Source organism: Pseudomonas sp. (assembly GCF_036404235.1).
GTDB lineage: Bacteria > Pseudomonadota > Gammaproteobacteria > Pseudomonadales > Pseudomonadaceae > Aquipseudomonas.
Map to the genome: position 1 here is coordinate 1 of NZ_DASWOT010000118.1, position 16798 is coordinate 16798.

The window sequence follows — 16798 nt, forward strand, 5'->3', positions numbered from 1 at the left end:
AGGCCACTGTTTTTGGCGGCTTGGCCGATGTTCATTGCGCGTCTCCATCGTCTCTATCGTCTTTGGGTTTCCATGTCTTGAGTAGCAAAGCGTTGCTGACCACGCTGACGCTGGACAAGGCCATTGCCGCGCCTGCCAGTACCGGATTGAGCAGGCCGAACGCTGCCAGCGGAATACCGATCAAGTTATAGACGAAGGCCCAGAACAGATTTTGGCGGATTTTTGCGTAGGTTCGGCGGCTGATATCCAGCGCGGCGGGAATCAAACGCGGATCGCCGCGCATCAGGGTGATGCCTGAGGCGTGCATGGCGACATCGGTGCCGCCACCCATGGCGATACCAATATCGGCCGCAGCCAGCGCCGGGGCGTCGTTGATGCCGTCGCCGACCATGGCGACTACATGAGTTTTCTTCAGCTCAATCACTGCCGCTGCTTTGTCGGCTGGCAAGACTTCGGCATGCACATCCTTGATTCCCAATGCGTCGGCGACCACTTTGGCGCTGCCGCGATTGTCGCCGGTCAACAAATGGCTGCTGATGTGGCGGGCATTCAGTTGGCTGATGGCTTGCGCCGCACCTTCTTTGAGGGTGTCACCGAAGGCGAACAGGCCCAGCACCGACGGCTGCGATCCCAACTCGATCAACCATGACAGTGTGCGGCCCTCGGCTTCCCACGCCTTTGCGGACTCGGCCAGCGCGCCAGGTTGCAAGCCACTTTCTTCCAGCAGACGAAGGTTGCCCAGGGCCAGCTCACGGTTGTGCAGCGTGCCAGCAATGCCGCGACCGGCCAGCGATCGGCTGTTCTGCACGTTTTCCAGCGTCAGGCCACGCTCTTGGCAGGCGTCTAGCACAGCTTGCGCCAAGGGATGTTCACTGCCGCGTTGCAGCGCGCCAGCTTGTTGCAGCAGCGCGCTTTCGTCTCCGTTTATGGCCGTCATGTGGGCGATGCGCGGTTTGCCGGAGGTCAGCGTGCCAGTTTTGTCGAACACCACGGCGGTTACTTCATGAGCGCGTTCGAGCATTTCTGCGTCTTTGATCAGAATGCCGTAGCGCGCCGCGACGCCGGTTCCGGCCATGATGGCGGTGGGTGTTGCCAGGCCGAGGGCACAAGGACACGCAATCACCAATACCGCGACGGCATTGATCAGCGCGCCCTCCAATGAGGCCCCGGCCAATAGCCATCCCGCGAGGGTCACAAGGGCGATGCCCAGCACTGCCGGGACGAACACCTGACTGACTTTATCCACCAGCTTCTGGATCGGCGCCTTGGCCGATTGCGCGTCCTCCACCAGACGGATAATTTGCGCCAACACACTTTCGCTGCCCAGGGCGCGAGTTCTGATCAATAACCGACCCTCGCCGTTGATCGCACCCCCGGTGACGTTGTCTCCCGGCTGTTTGGGCACGGGCAGGCTTTCGCCGCTGATCAAGGCTTCATCGGCATGACTTTGGCCTTCGACCACTTCACCGTCGACCGGGAAGCGTTCGCCGGGTTTGACCAACACCAGATCATTGAGGGTAAGTGCGCTGATCGCGACGTCTCGCTCCTGGCCGTCGACCACCTGAATGGCGCGCTCCGGACGCAAGGCCTCAAGGGCGCGAATGGCGCTGGCGGTCTGGCGTTTGGCGCTGCTTTCGAGGTATTTGCCCAGGAGCACCAGCGCGATGACGACTGCCGATGCCTCGAAATACAAGTGCGGCATGGTGCCGGGCGCAGCGACGGCCCATTGATAAATACTCAGCCCGTAACCGGCGCTGGTGCCCAAGGCCACCAGCAGGTCCATGTTGCCAACACCGGCACGCACGGCTTTCCAGGCGGCCACATAAAAGCGTGCGCCGAAGATGAATTGTACGGGGGTCGCCAACGCAAATTGAACCCAAGCGGGCAGCATCCAGTGAACACCCAAAGGTTGCAGCAGCATTGGCAGTACCAGCGGCAGCGCCAGTACGATCGCCGCCAGCAATGCCCAGCGTTCGGCGAGGTGACGTTTGAGCTGGTCGGCGGCCTGGATTGTGGGGTCTTGCAGCAAGCTGGCGCCGTAACCGGCTTTGTCGACTGCCGTAATCAGGCTGTTGGGATCTATCTGACCTGATACTTCAACGTGGGCGCGTTCGTTGGCGAGGTTGACACTGACGCTTTTGACGCCCGGGACTTTGCGCAACGCCCGTTCGACACGGCCCACGCAACTGGCGCAGGTCATGCCGGTGATGGGCAGATCAAAAGTGGCAGGATTTGTCATGGAAAGAAGCTCCTTGAGGGCTGATGCCTGCAAGGATCAACCTTGCCATATTGGTAAGGTCAAGCCACTTCTTTTAATCAATAAATCAGGTCGGCTTTTTTCAGGTACATGCCGTTTGGGCCTGAGGCGATACGGTATTTGAGTACGTCACCTGCATTGATGTGGATGCGGGAGTTGTTTTGCGCCTCGATCCCTGACGAACAGCCTGGCGCCTGACCGGGCAGCACGCGCAGACGCACCGACAGATCGCCCGCTGGCAGGTTGAAGGACGTCGATTGTTCCTGAAACAGTCGCCCGACCAACTGATCCTGTAGGTAGATGCCGATCTCGCACGATGTGGCGACTTCCAGCCGCTCGCGGGAAATGATGAGCACGCCGTAGTCCTGATCGGCCTGAGCCCAGGATGCACAAGCCAACAGGCCAATAAAACTGAAAAGGCGAAGCGCTGACCAACGCATTGCAGATTCTCCTGATGTGACGGTGATGGATGCACTTTGGCTCACGGGTAAAGTGATTACCAGCCCGGCAGGTGAAAGAGAAACTTGACCTTGCCATGGTGACAAGGTTGAACATGCTGGCACCCAGCGTTATTTATCCCATCGAAGGAGTCGTGAAATGCAGACATTCAACGTCCAAGGCATGACCTGCGGGCACTGTGTAAAGGCCGTCACCGAGGCGATCAAGGGTGATGATCCGAGCGCGCAGGTACAGGTCGATCTGGTAAAAGGCGAGGTGAAAGTGCAGAGCGTGTTGACGGCGGATCGGGTGATCGGGCTGATTGAGGAGGAGGGGTACAGCGCGAAAGAGGCTTAGAGCGCGGGGTCTTTTTAAAGGGGTCTATTTTTAAAGGGGTCTGATTTATTTAAACGGCGACTATCGGCGATAATTTATTGAAAATTAAATAAATCAGACCCCTTTAAAATCCCAGAGCGTGTTGACGGCGGATCGGGTGATCGGGCTGATTGAGGCGGAAGGGTACAACGCGAAAGTGGCTTAGAGCGCGGGGTCTTTTTAAAGGGGTCTGATTTATTTAAACGGCGACTATCGGCGCCGATTTATTGAAAATTAAATAAATCAGACCCCTTTAAAGACCTTTAAAGACCCTTTAAAGACCCCTTTAAAGACCAAAATCAAAAATCTAAAATCCTACGCGCCAGATCGCGGGACAAGCTGCTCTACAGTGCGTTTTGGCGTTGCTAATAGTGATACCACTTCAACTCCAGCATCACTTCATTCACCGGCGAGGTCAGTTGGCTGAATTCCCGCTGTGCGCTTAGCCGCAGGCCGAGGTTGCGCGACAATTCCCACTGCTGATTGAGGCTGATGTTGCGGCGGATCTCGCCGTTGGTGAAGTAATCGCCTTTGGTTTCCAGGCTGAAATTTCCCAACGGATTGCGCCACAGCACGCCTGTGTTAAAACCGGCCGCTGGCGATACCAGTGCGGAGAAATCATTGTTGTGCTCGACCCGCACGGTGCCCAGCGCAAAGCCCAATACGTCGTCCCCCAGCTTCCAGGTGCCACCCGCGCCGCCGTTCACATGGCTGACCAGATTCTCGTCGCCATGCTTGCCTAGTACGCGTTCCAAGCCGCCGCGCACTTGCCAGGACCAAGGCTGAAGCAACTCGTTACGGGGTGTCAGCGAGCGAATGGTTGCCAGGTCCAGTTGTTGCACCTGCCAGTGGCTGTCTTCGTACTGCCGCAATTTGAGCTGAAGAATTTCGATTTGCGCGCCCAGCGGGAAGCCATACGCGTTGTCGTTCAGGTCGTGATAGGCCATGCGCAACCCGTATTCGGCGAACGCTTTGTCATCGCGGCTACCAGCACCGAGCTGCCAGGTTCGAGATTCGTGGCCGTCTTCCGGCAATCCAGGGCGCTCGATCTCCAGCGGCGGTGGTGGGTTTTTACTGATCGAGCGTAGCAACTCGAAACTGCGCTGCGCCGTGACCGGGTCACGTTCTTGACCATTGGCGCGGTAACGCTCCAGACGGTAGGCGGCATCTTGGATCAGCGCCTGTCGCTCTTTGGGCAGAGCAATGTAGTCGGGGTCCTGTAACTGCTTCTGATCGGCGCTGACTTTCAGCACCCATTGCTGCTCGGTGTCGTTCAACGGCTCGGCACGGCTCAGCAGTTCACGCTCGCGCGATGGCCGATAATCGATCCGCTCGACCAGCCCCGCGTCTTGCACGGCGCGCACGGTATCGGTCGGAATCGCTGTCAGCTGAAACTGGCTCGTAAGATTCAGGCCGGGGCGGGCGACTTGCAGCAGCTCCAACAAGCGATACGAGCAGTTTTCGTCGAAAAAGAAATAGCCGAAGCGGATCTGCTTCAATTCCCACACATGCTCGACCATGCGCTGGGTTTCTTCCGGCGTCAGGTTCAGGCGGTATTCCCACAGGTCACGGTTTTCGAGGCTGCGGTATTCGGAGAGTTTTTCCTGATACGGCACCAGCGCAAACAGGCCGGGATAACCGCCCATCAAGCCTTTCCAGGCATACAAAATGCTGTTGTCCGAGCCTTCGATGTACGCGCCGAAGTTGATCGCGTAGCTCAACAGTGCTGTTTTGTCGGCCTGTACACCTGCCTGATCGATGCGCAACAAGGTGTGACCAAACATCGACGACGGGCTATTGAGATAGGCCGCCGGGAAAATCAATACGGTGCTGTCCGGCGCCACGTCCTTGAACCACTGCTTGAATTCTTTGCAGTCCACGACGGGCAGATCAGTGAGTTTTAGCTGATCGCGTAGCCAGCGGGTGCGTGAAGGGTAAACACATTGCGCGTGGGTATTTTCCTGCCCCGCGATGACCGGCTTGTAGATGGCATCAAGCGTCGCGCCGAGTTCGGCCGTCGGGTCATGCTCGCCGTTTTTCGCCAGAAAGAACTTCTGATCGTCGACGTAGCTGCGCCAGCCGCCGAGCTTGCCGGATTCGTAGTGGCCCAAAGATATCCAGAATGGCGTATTGGCCAGTTGCTGCAAACGAGCATTGTCGACAGGGGGCGCGGCATACAACGGGGCGCACACGCAGAGCGCCAGCCAGGCAAGGCGTTTGAGCATAGATAGGCAACTAGTCAGGGATAGACATAACGCGTTGGAATCCTGCCTTCCGAGCGGAAGGCAGGGCTGATCAACCTTAAGCCTGGGTGGCGTATTTTGCCAACGCCGGATCGTTCTTCAGTACGTTGATTGTGTTGCTGTGGACATCCTCAGCCGTGGCATCTGCCTTGGTGAAGATTTGCTGGTAGTGCTCGTGGGTGACTGCGGCGAAATGCGCACGGTCTTGCGGTGCAACGCCCAACACGACCGCGTAGGTCGTCAGCGCTTCGCCCTGACCCATTGCCATGTCTTTGGACAGCTCGTCCATCATGCCATTCATGGCAATCCAGGATTTGCCGCCATACGTCAGCGCACTGTTGGTGGAGCAGCCGTTGGTGCCGGAGGTCATGCCGAAAGTGGCATTACCGGAAGTACCGTTGGTGGTGGAAGCGAGGAAGTGTGCCGGTGTACCGCGTTGCCCTTCAAACAGCATGTTGCCCCAGCCACAGTCCGGACCGCCAGGCGCTTGAGCCATGGCGTTGATGGACACAGCGGCGAAGAGAGTACCAAGAAGAATCCGTTTCATAGCTTTAGTCTCTTATGTATTCAACCAAGGGTCGGATCCTGGCCGATACATGCGCCAGGGTGGGCCGGTTATTGTTTACCAGCCGCGCAGGTTGGAGTTTAGGCTGCGTAGGAATGTTCCGTAATTTATTACGGAATGTTCTTTGTGGGCCCTGTTTATGGCACTGATAAGCCTGCTCGCCGTTTGAAAATATATTCAGCCTTTTACTGCCTTGCCAGTCTGGGGCGCCGGGCGCCAGAATGCGCCCATCTGCCCCGCCTGATGTAAGGATGTCCGATGCCCGATCCTGTTGCTGCCAGCTTGCGACTTGCGCCTGAAGCGCTTACCCGTCCCTTTTCCGCTGAACAGTTCAGCTTCACGACAACCAATGATCTGGAACCCTTTCGCGGCGTGCTCGGCCAGGAGCGAGCGGTCGAGGCTTTGCAGTTTGGCGTGGCCATGCCACGCCCCGGCTACAACGTTTTCGTGATGGGCGAGCCTGGCACTGGCCGGTTCTCGTTCGTCAAGCGCTACCTCAAGGCCGAGGGCAAGCGTATGCAGACCCCGTGCGATTGGGTCTACGTCAATAACTTCGATGAGCCGCGCGAGCCGAAAGCGCTGGAATTGCCGCCCGGCAGCGCCAGCGCATTCATCAGTGACATCAACAGCCTGCTCGACAACTTGCTGTCGACCTTCCCGGCAGTCTTTGAGCACCCGTCCTACCAGCAGAAAAAAAGCAGCATCGACCGCGCCTTCAATCAGCGCTATGACCGTGCGTTGGACGTGATCGAGCGTCTGGCATTGGAAAAGGGCATCGCCCTGTACCGCGACAGCAGCAACATTGCATTCACGCCGATGGCTGACGGCAAGGCGCTGGACGAGGCTGAGTTCTCGCAATTGCCAGAGGCCGAACGTGAGCGTTTTCACGAAGATATTTCGTCGCTGGAAGAACGTCTGAACGAAGAACTGGCCAGCCTGCCGCAATGGAAGCGTGAGTCCAGCAACCAGATGCGCCAGCTCAACGAAGAAACCATCACCTTGGCTTTGCAGCCATTGCTGGCGCCGCTGTCCGAGCAATACGCGGAAAACGCTGCGGTCTGTGCGTATTTGCAGGCGGTGCAGGTCAATCTGCTGAAGACCGTGGTCGAGCAACTGGTTGACGACAGCAAGCCCGACGCCCAGGCGCGCAAGTTGCTCGAAGAACAATACCTGCCGAGTCTGGTGGTGGGGCACTCGGCCAGCGGCGGCGCGCCGGTGGTCTTCGAGCCGCACCCAACCTACGACAACCTGTTTGGCCGTATCGAATACAGCACCGACCAAGGCGCGCTCTACACCACCTATCGTCAGTTGCGGCCCGGTGCGTTCCATCGTGCCAATGGCGGGTTTTTGGTGCTGGAAGCCGAGAAAATGCTCAGCGAGCCGTTCGTGTGGGATGCACTCAAGCGCGCCCTGCAATCGCGCAAGCTGAAGATGGAGTCGCCGCTGGGCGAGCTGGGCCGCCTGGCCACAGTGACCCTAACTCCGCAAGTGATTCCGTTGGCGGTCAAGGTCATCATCATCGGCGCCCGCTCGCTGTACTACACGCTGCAGGACCTCGATCCGGACTTTCAGGAGATGTTCCGGGTATTGGTGGATTTCGACGAAGACATCCCGATGGTCGACGAAAGCCTGGAGCAATTCGCTCAACTGCTTAAAACACGAACCTCAGAAGAAGGCATGGCGCCACTGACCGCTGATGCGGTTGCGCGTCTGGCGACCTACAGCGCACGACTGGCCGAGCACCAGGGGCGTTTGTCGGCGCGCATCGGTGATTTGTTTCAGTTGGTCAGCGAGGCGGATTTCATTCGCAGCCTGGCCAATGACGAACGCACCGACGCAGGTCACATCGAGCGCGCTCTGAAGGCGAAAGCCACGCGCACCGGGCGTGTATCGGCACGTATTCTCGACGACATGTTGGCCGGGATCATCCTGATCGACACCACAGGCGCTGCGGTCGGCAAATGTAACGGCCTGACGGTGCTGGAAGTCGGCGACTCGGCATTCGGCGTGCCAGCACGGATTTCCGCGACGGTGTATCCGGGTGGCAGTGGCATCGTCGATATCGAGCGTGAGGTCAATCTCGGCCAGCCGATTCACTCCAAGGGCGTGATGATCCTCACCGGCTACCTCGGCAGCCGTTACGCGCAGGAATTCCCGCTGGCGATTTCCGCGAGCATCGCGCTGGAGCAATCCTACGGTTACGTGGACGGCGACAGCGCGTCGCTCGGCGAGGTTTGCACGCTGATCTCGGCCTTGTCGAAAACCCCGCTCAAGCAGTGTTTCGCCATCACCGGCTCCATCAACCAGTTTGGTGAGGTGCAGGCGGTCGGCGGGGTCAACGAGAAGATCGAAGGCTTCTTCCGACTTTGCGAAGCGCGGGGCCTGACAGGCGAGCAGGGCGCGATTATTCCGCAGGCCAACGTCGCGACACTGATGCTTGATGAAAAAGTCCTGCAGGCGGTGCGCGCCGGGCAATTCCATGTGTACGCGGTGCGTCAGGTGGATGAGGCATTGAGTCTGTTGGTGGGGCAACCGGTGGGCGAGGCCGACGAAGACGGTCAATTCCCTGACGACACGGTTAACGGACGGGTTGTCGAACGCCTGCGCGACATCGCCCAGATGCTCAGTGAAGATGACCTCAAGGAGCTGGAAAAGGAGCCACCACAATTACAGCCCGAACTGAAAAGCTGACTGTTTGACGTCAACAAAATGGGCGCCTGATGGCAATATGACCATTCGGCGCCCATTTTATTTTCGGCCTTTTCCAATCGCTCCTTTCTTCTATATTGTCTCGTTACCACAGTTGTCAAAAGGACTGACGCGCCTCCACTGCCCAGGTTGGGTGAAAACGTAGCGAGCGAAGGCAAGACAAGGCAAAAACAGGCGGAAAAGCGGAGTCTAGGTGTTCTAAATGAGCATTTTTCGCCTGTTTTTAACGCAGTATTGCCGAGCGCAGTAGTTTTCAGCAGCCTGGACGGGAGGCGAACACTGTAGCCAATGAGGAGCTCGCCATGCCGCGCAGCCTCTGTCTTACTCGCCAATGCCTGGGTCTGGTGACCCGAATCGAATGTGTGATACGCCCGCTGTCCGGTGATAACGGTATGTGGACCTTATTGTTCGCTGCCGGTATGGCTGGGGAACAACCTTCTGCGCTCAAGGCTCAGGGGCCGTTTCATGGTCCTGTCGCTGCCGAGTCGGTGCTGGATGCGATTGCCGAAAGTCTTACGTTGCATGGCTATCAAACCGCAGAGGAAATACCGATCTGGAGTCTTCATCTTCAAGGTGAGCTGCGGAGGATCAACGGGGAAGCGTCCCGCAGCCAACGATCCTCCCCAGCCAACTGACATTACCGTCACCAGCTCGACGAAACGCCGCGCTTGTTTGTCCTGTCGATCAGGGATGTAGCGTGGATTCGCCGGGTTGTCTTTTTCGCCCATCGCTGTTCAATTGTTTCAAAACTTTTCTGGGCTTGTCGCCTGTCAATACGGAGCCCCTATACTCGCGGGCTTGTTAATCACCTGTGAGTTTCAATGGAACGTTTTATCGAAAATGCCATGTACGCGTCGCGCTGGTTGCTGGCGCCGATCTATTTTGGCTTGTCGCTGGGGCTCCTGGCGCTGGTGCTGAAGTTTTTCCAAGAGATTTTCCACGTTATCCCCAATGTCTTTGCATTGGCTGAGTCGGACCTGATTCTGGTGTTGCTGTCGCTGATCGACATGGCCCTGGTGGGCGGTCTGCTGGTCATGGTGATGATTTCCGGTTACGAGAACTTCGTCTCGCAATTGGACATCGACGAAGACAAGGAAAAGCTCAGTTGGCTGGGCAAGATGGACTCGACTTCGCTAAAAATGAAAGTCGCCGCGTCCATCGTCGCGATCTCGTCTATCCACCTGCTGCGGGTGTTCATGGACGCCAAGAACATCGAGCCGCAATACCTGATGTGGTACGTGATTATTCACATGACGTTCGTGGTGTCCGCATTTGCCATGGGGTATCTGGATAAGCTGACCAAGCATTGATGCAGTCACGCTTTTCCAGGATTACGCTGCGGTGGCTGTGGCAATTCATTTGCGAATAGGCAATCGGGCCGCTGCATTTTTATCGGTTGTACCGGCGTTTCGTGAATGAGTTCCTGCCTAGTCGAGCATGCACAGGACTTGTTCCGCTCATCTAGGGGGGGCTTGATCAACTGTGCTAGGCTGCTCGGCCTTTTGGTTCTAGGCGCCCGCAGGCGCTCTTCAGCGGAGCAGTGTTATGTCCGAAGTCAATCTGTCCACCGACGAAACCCGCGTCAGCTACGGCATCGGCCGCCAGTTGGGCGACCAACTGCGCGACAACCCACCACCGGGTGTCAGCCTGGACGCTATTTTGGCAGGTCTGACCGACGCGTTTGCCAGTAAGCCAAGCCGTGTTGGTCAGGAAGAAATGGCCGCGAGTTTCAAAGTCATTCGCGAAATCATGCAGGCCCAAGCCGCTGCCAAGGCTGAAGAGGCTGCTGGCGAAGGCTTGGCCTATCTGGCCGAAAACGGTAAGCGCGATGGCGTCACCACCCTACCATCTGGCCTGCAGTTTGAAGTGCTGGCCACTGGTGAAGGCGCCAATCCATCCCGCGAAAGCCATGTGCGCACTCACTACCATGGCACCTTGATTGATGGCACTGTGTTCGACAGTTCGTACGATCGTGGTGAACCCGCTGAATTCCCGGTTGGCGGCGTGATCGCCGGCTGGACCGAGGCGTTGCTATTGATGAACCCCGGCAGCAAATGGCGTTTGCATGTGCCGAGCGAAATGGCTTATGGCGCTCAAGGCGTTGGCAGCATCCCGCCGCACAGCGTGCTGGTATTCGACGTAGAGCTGCTGGAAGTTTTGTAAGGCTGCGCAGCTTCAAGCTCTAAGCTTCAAGCGGGACGCTTGCTGAACGGGCTCTTGGGCGCGTTCAGCAGTTTGCGTTTTGCTTTCATGGTCAGTGCAGTTCCAGACCTGGGCGCAACGCTCGGGCATAACAAAACAGGAACAGGTTGCGCACCATCTCTTTTTGGATACCTGGCTCGCACGAGCTCAGGCTGTTGACGTCCAGATCCCCCAGATCCATCAACTCGTCCAGTGCATCCTCATGCAGCACTGCGCACACTTCGCCCGTTTCACGGTGCAGGATGCGCAGATAAGGGTGGGGCCGATCCAGCCATGCGTCGATGAGATAAGTCATGTTCGTTCTCCTTGATGTGTGCAATGAGAATAATTCTTATCTGACAAATAGCAAGGATCTATTTGAGATTTGTTCGCATTTGAAGTGGTTGGTTGATCTGCGTCAGGCTAATACGCGCTCCTACGATCACCCAGCAAAAAGCCCGTCACAAGGACGGGCTTCGGTGCAGCAGGGCGGTGATCAGTGAGTACGGGCGACCGCAAATTCACTCAGCTCAATCAACGCATGCTTGTATTCGCTGTCTGGCAGCACGTCGAGGCAGGCAATGGCGCGTGCGGCATAGTCACGGGCCAGTCGCGCGGTGTAATCCAGGGCTCCGGCGCTTTCTACCGCTTCGCGGATGCTTTCCAGGTCTTCCAGGCCGCCTTTTTGAATCGCCTGACGCACCAGCGCTGCCTGTTCCGGCGTGCCTTCACGCATGGCGTAGATCAACGGCAGGGTCGGCTTGCCTTCTGCCAGATCATCACCGACGTTTTTGCCGAGGGTTTCTGCGTCGCCGCGGTAGTCCAGCAAGTCGTCGACCAATTGAAAGGCAATGCCCAGATGATCGCCAAACGTGCGCAATGCTTCAGTCTGCTCATGCGAAGCCTGGGCCAGCGCAGCGGCACTGTGAGTCGAGGCTTCGAACAGCATGGCTGTCTTGCCGCGAATCACTTCCATGTAGGTTTCTTCGGTGGTGCTGGCGTCTCTAATCTTCGAGAGCTGTAGGACTTCGCCCTCGGCGATGATTCGCGTGGCCTTTGAAAGAATCTTCATGACCGGCATCGAGCCGAGTTCGACCATCATTTCAAACGAGCGTGAATACAGGAAGTCACCGACCAGTACGCTAGGTGCGTTGCCCCACATGGCGTTGGCAGTCGAGCGCCCACGGCGCATGCCGGACATATCGACAACGTCATCATGCAGCAGGGTCGCGGTGTGCAGAAACTCGATGGTCGCCGCCAGCAGACGCAGGTCATCGCCCTCTTTGCCCAGGGCCTTGCCGCACAGCAGCACCAGCAGTGGACGCAGACGTTTGCCACCCGCAGAGGTAATGTAGTCGCCGATTTTCGAGACCAGCGGCACGCGCGATGTCAGCTGCTTCTTGATTATGTGGTCGACGGCTGTAAAGTCGTCCGCCACAGCGCGGTAGAAGGCTTGGGGTTGCATCAGCGAGACGTGCTCCAGAAGGGTTGCGCGGCATGCTAGGTTGCAGACCCCACCCTGTCAAGGTATGACATTACGCCGCTTGCAAGGTGTTCTCGCCTTGCGTACAATCGCGCACCCTAACTTTCCTGGGCAGCACCTGCCTTACGCAATTGCGTGTGAGCCGTTCCAGCCGCATGCAGCCATGCCAGCCGATACTCTTCTTATAAAGAGCTGGGTGAGCAGGATTTTCGGAGAAATACCCATGTACGCAGTAATTGTTACCGGTGGCAAGCAGTACAAAGTCGCCCCAGGTGAATACCTGAAAATTGAAAAACTGGAAATCGCCACGGGCGAATCCGTGACTTTTGACCGCGTATTGCTGATTGGCGATGGCGACACCGTCAATATCGGTGCTCCAGTTGTTGCCGGCGCTACCGTTGTGGCTGAAGTGATCTCCCAGGGTCGTCACGATAAAATCCGCATCATCAAGTTCCGTCGTCGTAAGCACCACATGAAGCGTATGGGCCACCGCCAGTGGTTCACCGAGATCAAAATCACCGGTATTCAGGCCTGAATTTCAGCCTGACACCCCAATAGGAGTATTGAACTCATGGCACACAAAAAAGCTGGTGGTAGTACCCGTAACGGTCGCGACTCAGAAGCCAAGCGTCTTGGCGTGAAGATGTACGGCGGCCAGGCTATCATTCCGGGCAACATCATCGTGCGTCAGCGCGGTACCCAATTCCACGCTGGCTACGGCGTTGGTATGGGTAAAGATCACACCCTGTTCGCGAAAGTGGAAGGCGTGATCAAGTTCCAGGTTAAAGGCGCCTTCGGTCGCCGCTACGTGAGCATCGTGCCGAAGACTGAAGTCGCGGCATAATCTCGCAGTAGCTGGAAAAGCCCTGTCTCGCGACGGGGCTTTTTTGTTTGTAGATGGATCGGTTTCTGGTGAGTCTCTTGCAAAGCTGTTTGTGTGAGCCGTTGTGATGTGGGCCTTAAAAGGCCGCTGGTTTTTGATCGGTATCGCAACGCTCATCTTTGCAAGAGCCTTATGTATTTATGTTGTTCTGCTCGTCTTTGTGACGGGAGGCGTGCGTTATGAAGTTTGTTGATGAAGTTTCCATTCGAGTAAAAGCCGGCGACGGCGGCAACGGTTGCATGAGTTTCCGTCGCGAAAAATTCATTGAAAATGGTGGTCCAAACGGCGGTGATGGGGGTGACGGCGGCTCGATCTACATGATCGCCGACGAAAACCTCAATACCCTGGTCGACTATCGCTACACCCGTCACTTCGATGCCGAGCGTGGCTCCAATGGCGGCAGTACCGATTGCACTGGCCGCAAAGGTGAGGACATGGTGCTGCGCGTGCCGGTCGGCACTACGGTCATTGACGCGGGCACTCAAGAAATCATCGGTGACCTGACCAAGGCGGGTCAGCGTCTGCTGGTGGTTCATGGCGGCTGGCACGGTCTGGGTAATACACGTTTCAAGTCCAGTACCAATCGCGCGCCGCGTCAGACCACTCCGGGTAAGCCGGGCGAACAGCGTGACCTGAAGCTGGAGCTCAAGGTGCTGGCGGATGTTGGTCTGCTGGGTTTACCGAACGCGGGCAAAAGTACGTTCATTCGCTCGGTGTCCGCTGCCAAACCGAAAGTTGCCGACTATCCGTTCACCACGTTGGTGCCGAACCTGGGTGTGGTCAGTGTCGATCGCTGGAAAAGCTTCGTGGTCGCCGATATTCCCGGTCTGATCGAGGGGGCGTCCGACGGTGCGGGTCTGGGTATTCGATTCCTCAAGCACTTGGCGCGCACGCGTTTGCTGTTGCACCTCGTCGACATGGCGCCGTTGGACGAAACCAGTGCTGCGGATGCGGCTGAAGTGATCGTCAGCGAGCTGGAGAAGTTCAGTCCGTCTCTGGCTGAGCGTGACCGCTGGCTGGTGCTGAACAAGTGTGACCAGATCCTCGAAGAGGAGCACGAAGCGCGCAAGCAGGAGATCGTTGATCGCCTGGGGTGGACGGGGCCGGTGTACGTGATTTCGGCGATTGCCAAAGAGGGCACCGAACAACTCACCCGCGATATCATGCGCTACCTGGAAGATCGTGCCGATCGCCTGGCTCATGACCCGGCCTACGCCGCGGCATTGGCCGAGCTCGATCAGAACATCGAAGACGAGGCGCGTGCGCAGCTTCAAGCGCTCGACGATCAGCGTGCGCTGCGTCGCAGTGGCGTGAAAAGCGTCCACGACATCGGCGATGACGATTGGGATGAGGAAGATGTGGATGACGAGGACGGTCCGGAAATCATTTACGTCCGAGACTGATCCACTGAAGTAAACTACAGCGCCGCTTTGATAGCGGCGTTTTAGTATCTTGAATTTGAACTCTGGCTGAAGGTTGAAAGATCATGCGCAGCAAGGTGACAGGTGCTCAGCGTTGGGTGGTTAAGATCGGAAGTGCGCTGCTCACGGCAGATGGCAAGGGTCTTGACCGCAACGCGATGAGTGTTTGGGTCGGGCAGATGGTGGCGCTGCATGAGGCGGGCGTTGAGCTGGTTCTGGTGTCGTCTGGCGCGGTAGCGGCCGGTATGAGTCGCTTGGGCTGGACTGTGCGACCGAGTGCCATGCATGAGCTTCAAGCGGCAGCCGCAATCGGGCAGATGGGGTTGGTGCAGGCATGGGAATCGAGCTTTGCCGAGCACGGTCTTCGCACGGCGCAGATTCTGCTGACGCATGACGACCTTTCTGACCGCAAGCGCTACCTCAATGCGCGCAGTACGCTGCGTACGCTGGTCGAACTGGACGTGGTGCCAGTCATCAATGAGAACGACACCGTGGTCACCGACGAAATCCGTTTTGGTGACAACGATACCCTCGCGGCGTTGGTGGCGAATCTGGTTGAGGCCGATCTGCTGGTCATTCTCACGGATCGCGACGGCATGTTCGATGCCGATCCACGCAATAACCCTAATGCCCAGTTGATTTACGAAGCCCGGGCCGACGATCCGGCGCTGGATGCTGTGGCCGGCAGTACCGGCGGCGCACTGGGGCGTGGTGGTATGCAGACCAAGCTGCGTGCGGCGCGGCTGGCTGCTCGCTCGGGGGCGCATACGGTGATTGTCGGAGGGCGTATAGAGCGCGTGCTGGCGCGGCTCAAGGCGGGTGAGCGGCTGGGTACGCTGTTGTCGCCTGAGCGCGAAATGCTGGCGGCGCGTAAACAATGGCTGGCTGGTCACCTTCAAACCCGTGGCACGTTGGTATTGGATGATGGCGCTGTAAAGGCGCTGTCCAAGGACCACAAAAGTTTGCTGCCAGTCGGTGTAAAGCTGGTTCAAGGCAGCTTTCGTCGCGGCGAGATGGTGGTCTGTGTGGCGCCTGATGGTCGTGAGATCGCGCGTGGTTTAAGTAATTACAGCGCACTGGAAGCCCAGAAAATCATCGGCCAATCCTCGGATGTCATCGTAAAGGCATTGGGCTACATGGCTGAGCCTGAGCTGGTGCATCGGGATAACCTGATCCTGGTCTGATCCTCGGTTATTTATTTAAGGAAATCTGTGATGCGAATGGTGAAAGGAATACTGGGCGCGCTGTTGATGTTGCCCTTGCTGGCATCGGCTGAAGAGATCGGTCAGGTCTCCACTGTATTCAAATTTGTTGGGCCCAATGATCGAATCGTTGTCGAGGCGTTCGATGATCCGAAGGTCGAGGGTGTGACCTGCTACTTGTCGCGCGCCAAAACGGGTGGGTTGAAGGGTGGTCTCGGGTTGGCTGAGGACCGTGCGGAAGCATCCATCGCCTGTCGTCAGGTCGGGACAATCCGTTTCAAGGAGCAGCTCAAGGATGGCGACGAGGTGTTCAAGGAGCGTACCTCGTTGGTGTTCAAGACGATGCAGGTGGTGCGTTTCTTCGACAAGAAGCGTAACGCGTTGGTGTATCTGGTCTATAGCGACCGAATCATCGAAGGCAGCCCGCAGAATGCGGTGACGGCGATTCCGATCCTGCCTTGGGCGCCAGCGCCGGCACCTTGATGTTGGTGATGCGGGTTAGTGTTCATTAAGTCGCAGGCAATAAAAAACCGACCCTGAGGTCGGTTTTTTAACAAGCGTTTCGCTTAGGCTGCAGCAGCAAGGTTCAGAGCCTTGATGTGGCCATTCAGGCGGCCTTTATGGCGAGCAGCTTTGTTCTTGTGGATGATGCCTTTATCGGCCATGCGGTCGATAATTGGCACAGCCAGAACATAAGCAGCTTGCGCTTTTTCAGCGTCTTTAGCGTCGATGGCTTTCACTACGTTCTTGATGTAGGTACGAACCATGGAACGCATGCTGGCGTTGTGGCTGCGACGCTTCTCAGCCTGTTTTGCACGTTTTTTGGCGGAAGGTGTGTTGGCCACCGTCGAGCTCCTCGAAAGACTTGGGAAATAGCTAACAAAATAGGCCGCGAATCATGCCGATGAGTTGAAGTCTTGTCAAGGGCGGTTGATGCGTTCCGCTGAGTGGTCGCAGAGTGCCGCCGTGGATATTTCTTTCCGGCGTACGACCTGTAAACTCGCGGGCTTTGGCTCTGAGCTGTTTTGCGGCGCGGAGTAT

At 57.4% G+C, this 16798-nt stretch carries 17 protein-coding genes; 10 read left to right on the plus strand and 7 right to left on the minus strand.

The window, feature by feature from the left end; genetic code table 11:
* Positions 1 to 31 precede the first annotated feature (31 nt).
* Positions 32 to 2239, minus strand: coding sequence for a heavy metal translocating P-type ATPase (locus VGC62_RS14640; RefSeq protein ID WP_331187800.1), 2208 nt, complete (start codon positions 2237 to 2239; stop codon positions 32 to 34).
* A 77-nt stretch (positions 2240 to 2316) separates the two neighbouring features.
* A complete protein-coding gene (locus VGC62_RS14645; RefSeq protein WP_331187801.1) occupies positions 2317 to 2697 on the minus strand; it encodes a hypothetical protein in 381 nt (126 codons plus the stop codon).
* Positions 2698 to 2854: 157 nt separating this feature from the next.
* Here VGC62_RS14645 and VGC62_RS14650 point away from each other — a divergent pair, with 157 nt between their 5' ends.
* Entirely contained in the window at positions 2855 to 3052 is a 198-nt protein-coding gene (locus VGC62_RS14650) for a heavy-metal-associated domain-containing protein (protein ID WP_331187802.1), read from the plus strand.
* A 383-nt stretch (positions 3053 to 3435) separates the two neighbouring features.
* Here VGC62_RS14650 and VGC62_RS14655 read toward each other — a convergent pair whose 3' ends face one another.
* Both VGC62_RS14655 and VGC62_RS14660 read right to left on the minus strand, forming a co-directional pair.
* Positions 3436 to 5295, minus strand: a complete 1860-nt coding sequence (locus VGC62_RS14655; protein ID WP_331187803.1) for a DUF4105 domain-containing protein — start codon at positions 5293 to 5295, stop codon at positions 3436 to 3438.
* Between the two features lie 76 nt (positions 5296 to 5371).
* Positions 5372 to 5860, minus strand: coding sequence for a DUF3015 domain-containing protein (locus tag VGC62_RS14660; protein ID WP_331187804.1), 489 nt, complete (start codon positions 5858 to 5860; stop codon positions 5372 to 5374).
* Between the two features lie 276 nt (positions 5861 to 6136).
* Between VGC62_RS14660 and VGC62_RS14665 the strand changes: the two genes are divergently transcribed.
* The 4 genes from VGC62_RS14665 (at position 6137) to VGC62_RS14680 (ending at position 10750) form a co-directional block, all read left to right on the plus strand.
* Entirely contained in the window at positions 6137 to 8569 is a 2433-nt protein-coding gene (locus tag VGC62_RS14665) for a Lon protease family protein (protein WP_331187805.1), read from the plus strand.
* A gap of 320 nt (positions 8570 to 8889) precedes the next feature.
* Entirely contained in the window at positions 8890 to 9222 is a 333-nt protein-coding gene (locus VGC62_RS14670; RefSeq protein WP_331187806.1) for a hypothetical protein, read from the plus strand.
* Between the two features lie 186 nt (positions 9223 to 9408).
* Positions 9409 to 9897 carry a TIGR00645 family protein gene (locus VGC62_RS14675; protein WP_331187807.1) on the plus strand — a complete coding sequence of 163 codons (489 nt, stop codon included), beginning with the start codon at positions 9409 to 9411 and terminating at the stop codon, positions 9895 to 9897.
* Between the two features lie 235 nt (positions 9898 to 10132).
* Positions 10133 to 10750, plus strand: a complete 618-nt coding sequence (locus tag VGC62_RS14680; RefSeq protein WP_331187808.1) for an FKBP-type peptidyl-prolyl cis-trans isomerase — start codon at positions 10133 to 10135, stop codon at positions 10748 to 10750.
* A gap of 91 nt (positions 10751 to 10841) precedes the next feature.
* Here VGC62_RS14680 and VGC62_RS14685 read toward each other — a convergent pair whose 3' ends face one another.
* Positions 10842 to 11084: a hypothetical protein gene (locus tag VGC62_RS14685; RefSeq protein ID WP_331187809.1), complete on the minus strand. Its 243-nt coding sequence runs from the start codon at positions 11082 to 11084 to the stop codon at positions 10842 to 10844.
* Between the two features lie 180 nt (positions 11085 to 11264).
* Positions 11265 to 12233 (minus strand): polyprenyl synthetase family protein, encoded by a 969-nt coding sequence (locus tag VGC62_RS14690; RefSeq protein ID WP_331187810.1) that lies wholly within the window; start codon positions 12231 to 12233, stop codon positions 11265 to 11267.
* A gap of 241 nt (positions 12234 to 12474) precedes the next feature.
* On the opposite strand from VGC62_RS14690, the gene rplU reads away from it, so the two are divergent.
* The 5 genes from rplU to VGC62_RS14715 all read left to right on the plus strand — a co-directional run bounded on the left by rplU (position 12475) and on the right by VGC62_RS14715 (position 16240).
* On the plus strand, positions 12475 to 12786 hold the full coding sequence (rplU, locus tag VGC62_RS14695; RefSeq protein ID WP_331187811.1) for a 50S ribosomal protein L21: 312 nt from the start codon (positions 12475 to 12477) through the stop codon (positions 12784 to 12786).
* Positions 12787 to 12822: 36 nt separating this feature from the next.
* Entirely contained in the window at positions 12823 to 13095 is a 273-nt protein-coding gene (rpmA, locus tag VGC62_RS14700) for a 50S ribosomal protein L27 (protein WP_331187812.1), read from the plus strand.
* A 218-nt stretch (positions 13096 to 13313) separates the two neighbouring features.
* Positions 13314 to 14537, plus strand: coding sequence for an Obg family GTPase CgtA (cgtA, locus tag VGC62_RS14705; protein ID WP_331187813.1), 1224 nt, complete (start codon positions 13314 to 13316; stop codon positions 14535 to 14537).
* A gap of 83 nt (positions 14538 to 14620) precedes the next feature.
* Positions 14621 to 15739, plus strand: coding sequence for a glutamate 5-kinase (gene proB / locus VGC62_RS14710; protein WP_331187814.1), 1119 nt, complete (start codon positions 14621 to 14623; stop codon positions 15737 to 15739).
* Positions 15740 to 15769: 30 nt separating this feature from the next.
* Positions 15770 to 16240 carry a CreA family protein gene (locus VGC62_RS14715; protein ID WP_331187815.1) on the plus strand — a complete coding sequence of 157 codons (471 nt, stop codon included), beginning with the start codon at positions 15770 to 15772 and terminating at the stop codon, positions 16238 to 16240.
* 83 nt (positions 16241 to 16323) lie between these two features.
* Here the strand turns inward: VGC62_RS14715 and rpsT are convergent, their stop codons facing one another.
* Positions 16324 to 16602, minus strand: coding sequence for a 30S ribosomal protein S20 (rpsT, locus tag VGC62_RS14720; RefSeq protein ID WP_331187816.1), 279 nt, complete (start codon positions 16600 to 16602; stop codon positions 16324 to 16326).
* Between the last annotated feature and the right edge of the window lie 196 nt (positions 16603 to 16798).

Excerpts from the sequence above, each read along its gene's own strand:
- VGC62_RS14665 (WP_331187805.1), top strand. The coding sequence starts at position 6,137 with ATGCCCGATCCTGTTGCTGCCAGCTTGCGACTTGCGCCTGAAGCGCTT.
- VGC62_RS14680 (WP_331187808.1), top strand. The coding sequence starts at position 10,133 with ATGTCCGAAGTCAATCTGTCCACCGACGAAACCCGCGTCAGCTACGGC.
- VGC62_RS14690 (WP_331187810.1), bottom strand. The coding sequence starts at position 12,233 with ATGCAACCCCAAGCCTTCTACCGCGCTGTGGCGGACGACTTTACAGCC.
- rpmA (WP_331187812.1), top strand. The coding sequence starts at position 12,823 with ATGGCACACAAAAAAGCTGGTGGTAGTACCCGTAACGGTCGCGACTCA.
- VGC62_RS14650 (WP_331187802.1), top strand. The coding sequence starts at position 2,855 with ATGCAGACATTCAACGTCCAAGGCATGACCTGCGGGCACTGTGTAAAG.
- VGC62_RS14685 (WP_331187809.1), bottom strand. The coding sequence starts at position 11,084 with ATGACTTATCTCATCGACGCATGGCTGGATCGGCCCCACCCTTATCTG.
- VGC62_RS14645 (WP_331187801.1), bottom strand. The coding sequence starts at position 2,697 with ATGCGTTGGTCAGCGCTTCGCCTTTTCAGTTTTATTGGCCTGTTGGCT.
- VGC62_RS14675 (WP_331187807.1), top strand. The coding sequence starts at position 9,409 with ATGGAACGTTTTATCGAAAATGCCATGTACGCGTCGCGCTGGTTGCTG.
- VGC62_RS14655 (WP_331187803.1), bottom strand. The coding sequence starts at position 5,295 with ATGCTCAAACGCCTTGCCTGGCTGGCGCTCTGCGTGTGCGCCCCGTTG.
- rplU (WP_331187811.1), top strand. The coding sequence starts at position 12,475 with ATGTACGCAGTAATTGTTACCGGTGGCAAGCAGTACAAAGTCGCCCCA.
- cgtA (WP_331187813.1), top strand. The coding sequence starts at position 13,314 with ATGAAGTTTGTTGATGAAGTTTCCATTCGAGTAAAAGCCGGCGACGGC.
- VGC62_RS14640 (WP_331187800.1), bottom strand. The coding sequence starts at position 2,239 with ATGACAAATCCTGCCACTTTTGATCTGCCCATCACCGGCATGACCTGC.
- VGC62_RS14670 (WP_331187806.1), top strand. The coding sequence starts at position 8,890 with ATGCCGCGCAGCCTCTGTCTTACTCGCCAATGCCTGGGTCTGGTGACC.
- proB (WP_331187814.1), top strand. The coding sequence starts at position 14,621 with ATGCGCAGCAAGGTGACAGGTGCTCAGCGTTGGGTGGTTAAGATCGGA.
- VGC62_RS14715 (WP_331187815.1), top strand. The coding sequence starts at position 15,770 with ATGCGAATGGTGAAAGGAATACTGGGCGCGCTGTTGATGTTGCCCTTG.
- VGC62_RS14660 (WP_331187804.1), bottom strand. The coding sequence starts at position 5,860 with ATGAAACGGATTCTTCTTGGTACTCTCTTCGCCGCTGTGTCCATCAAC.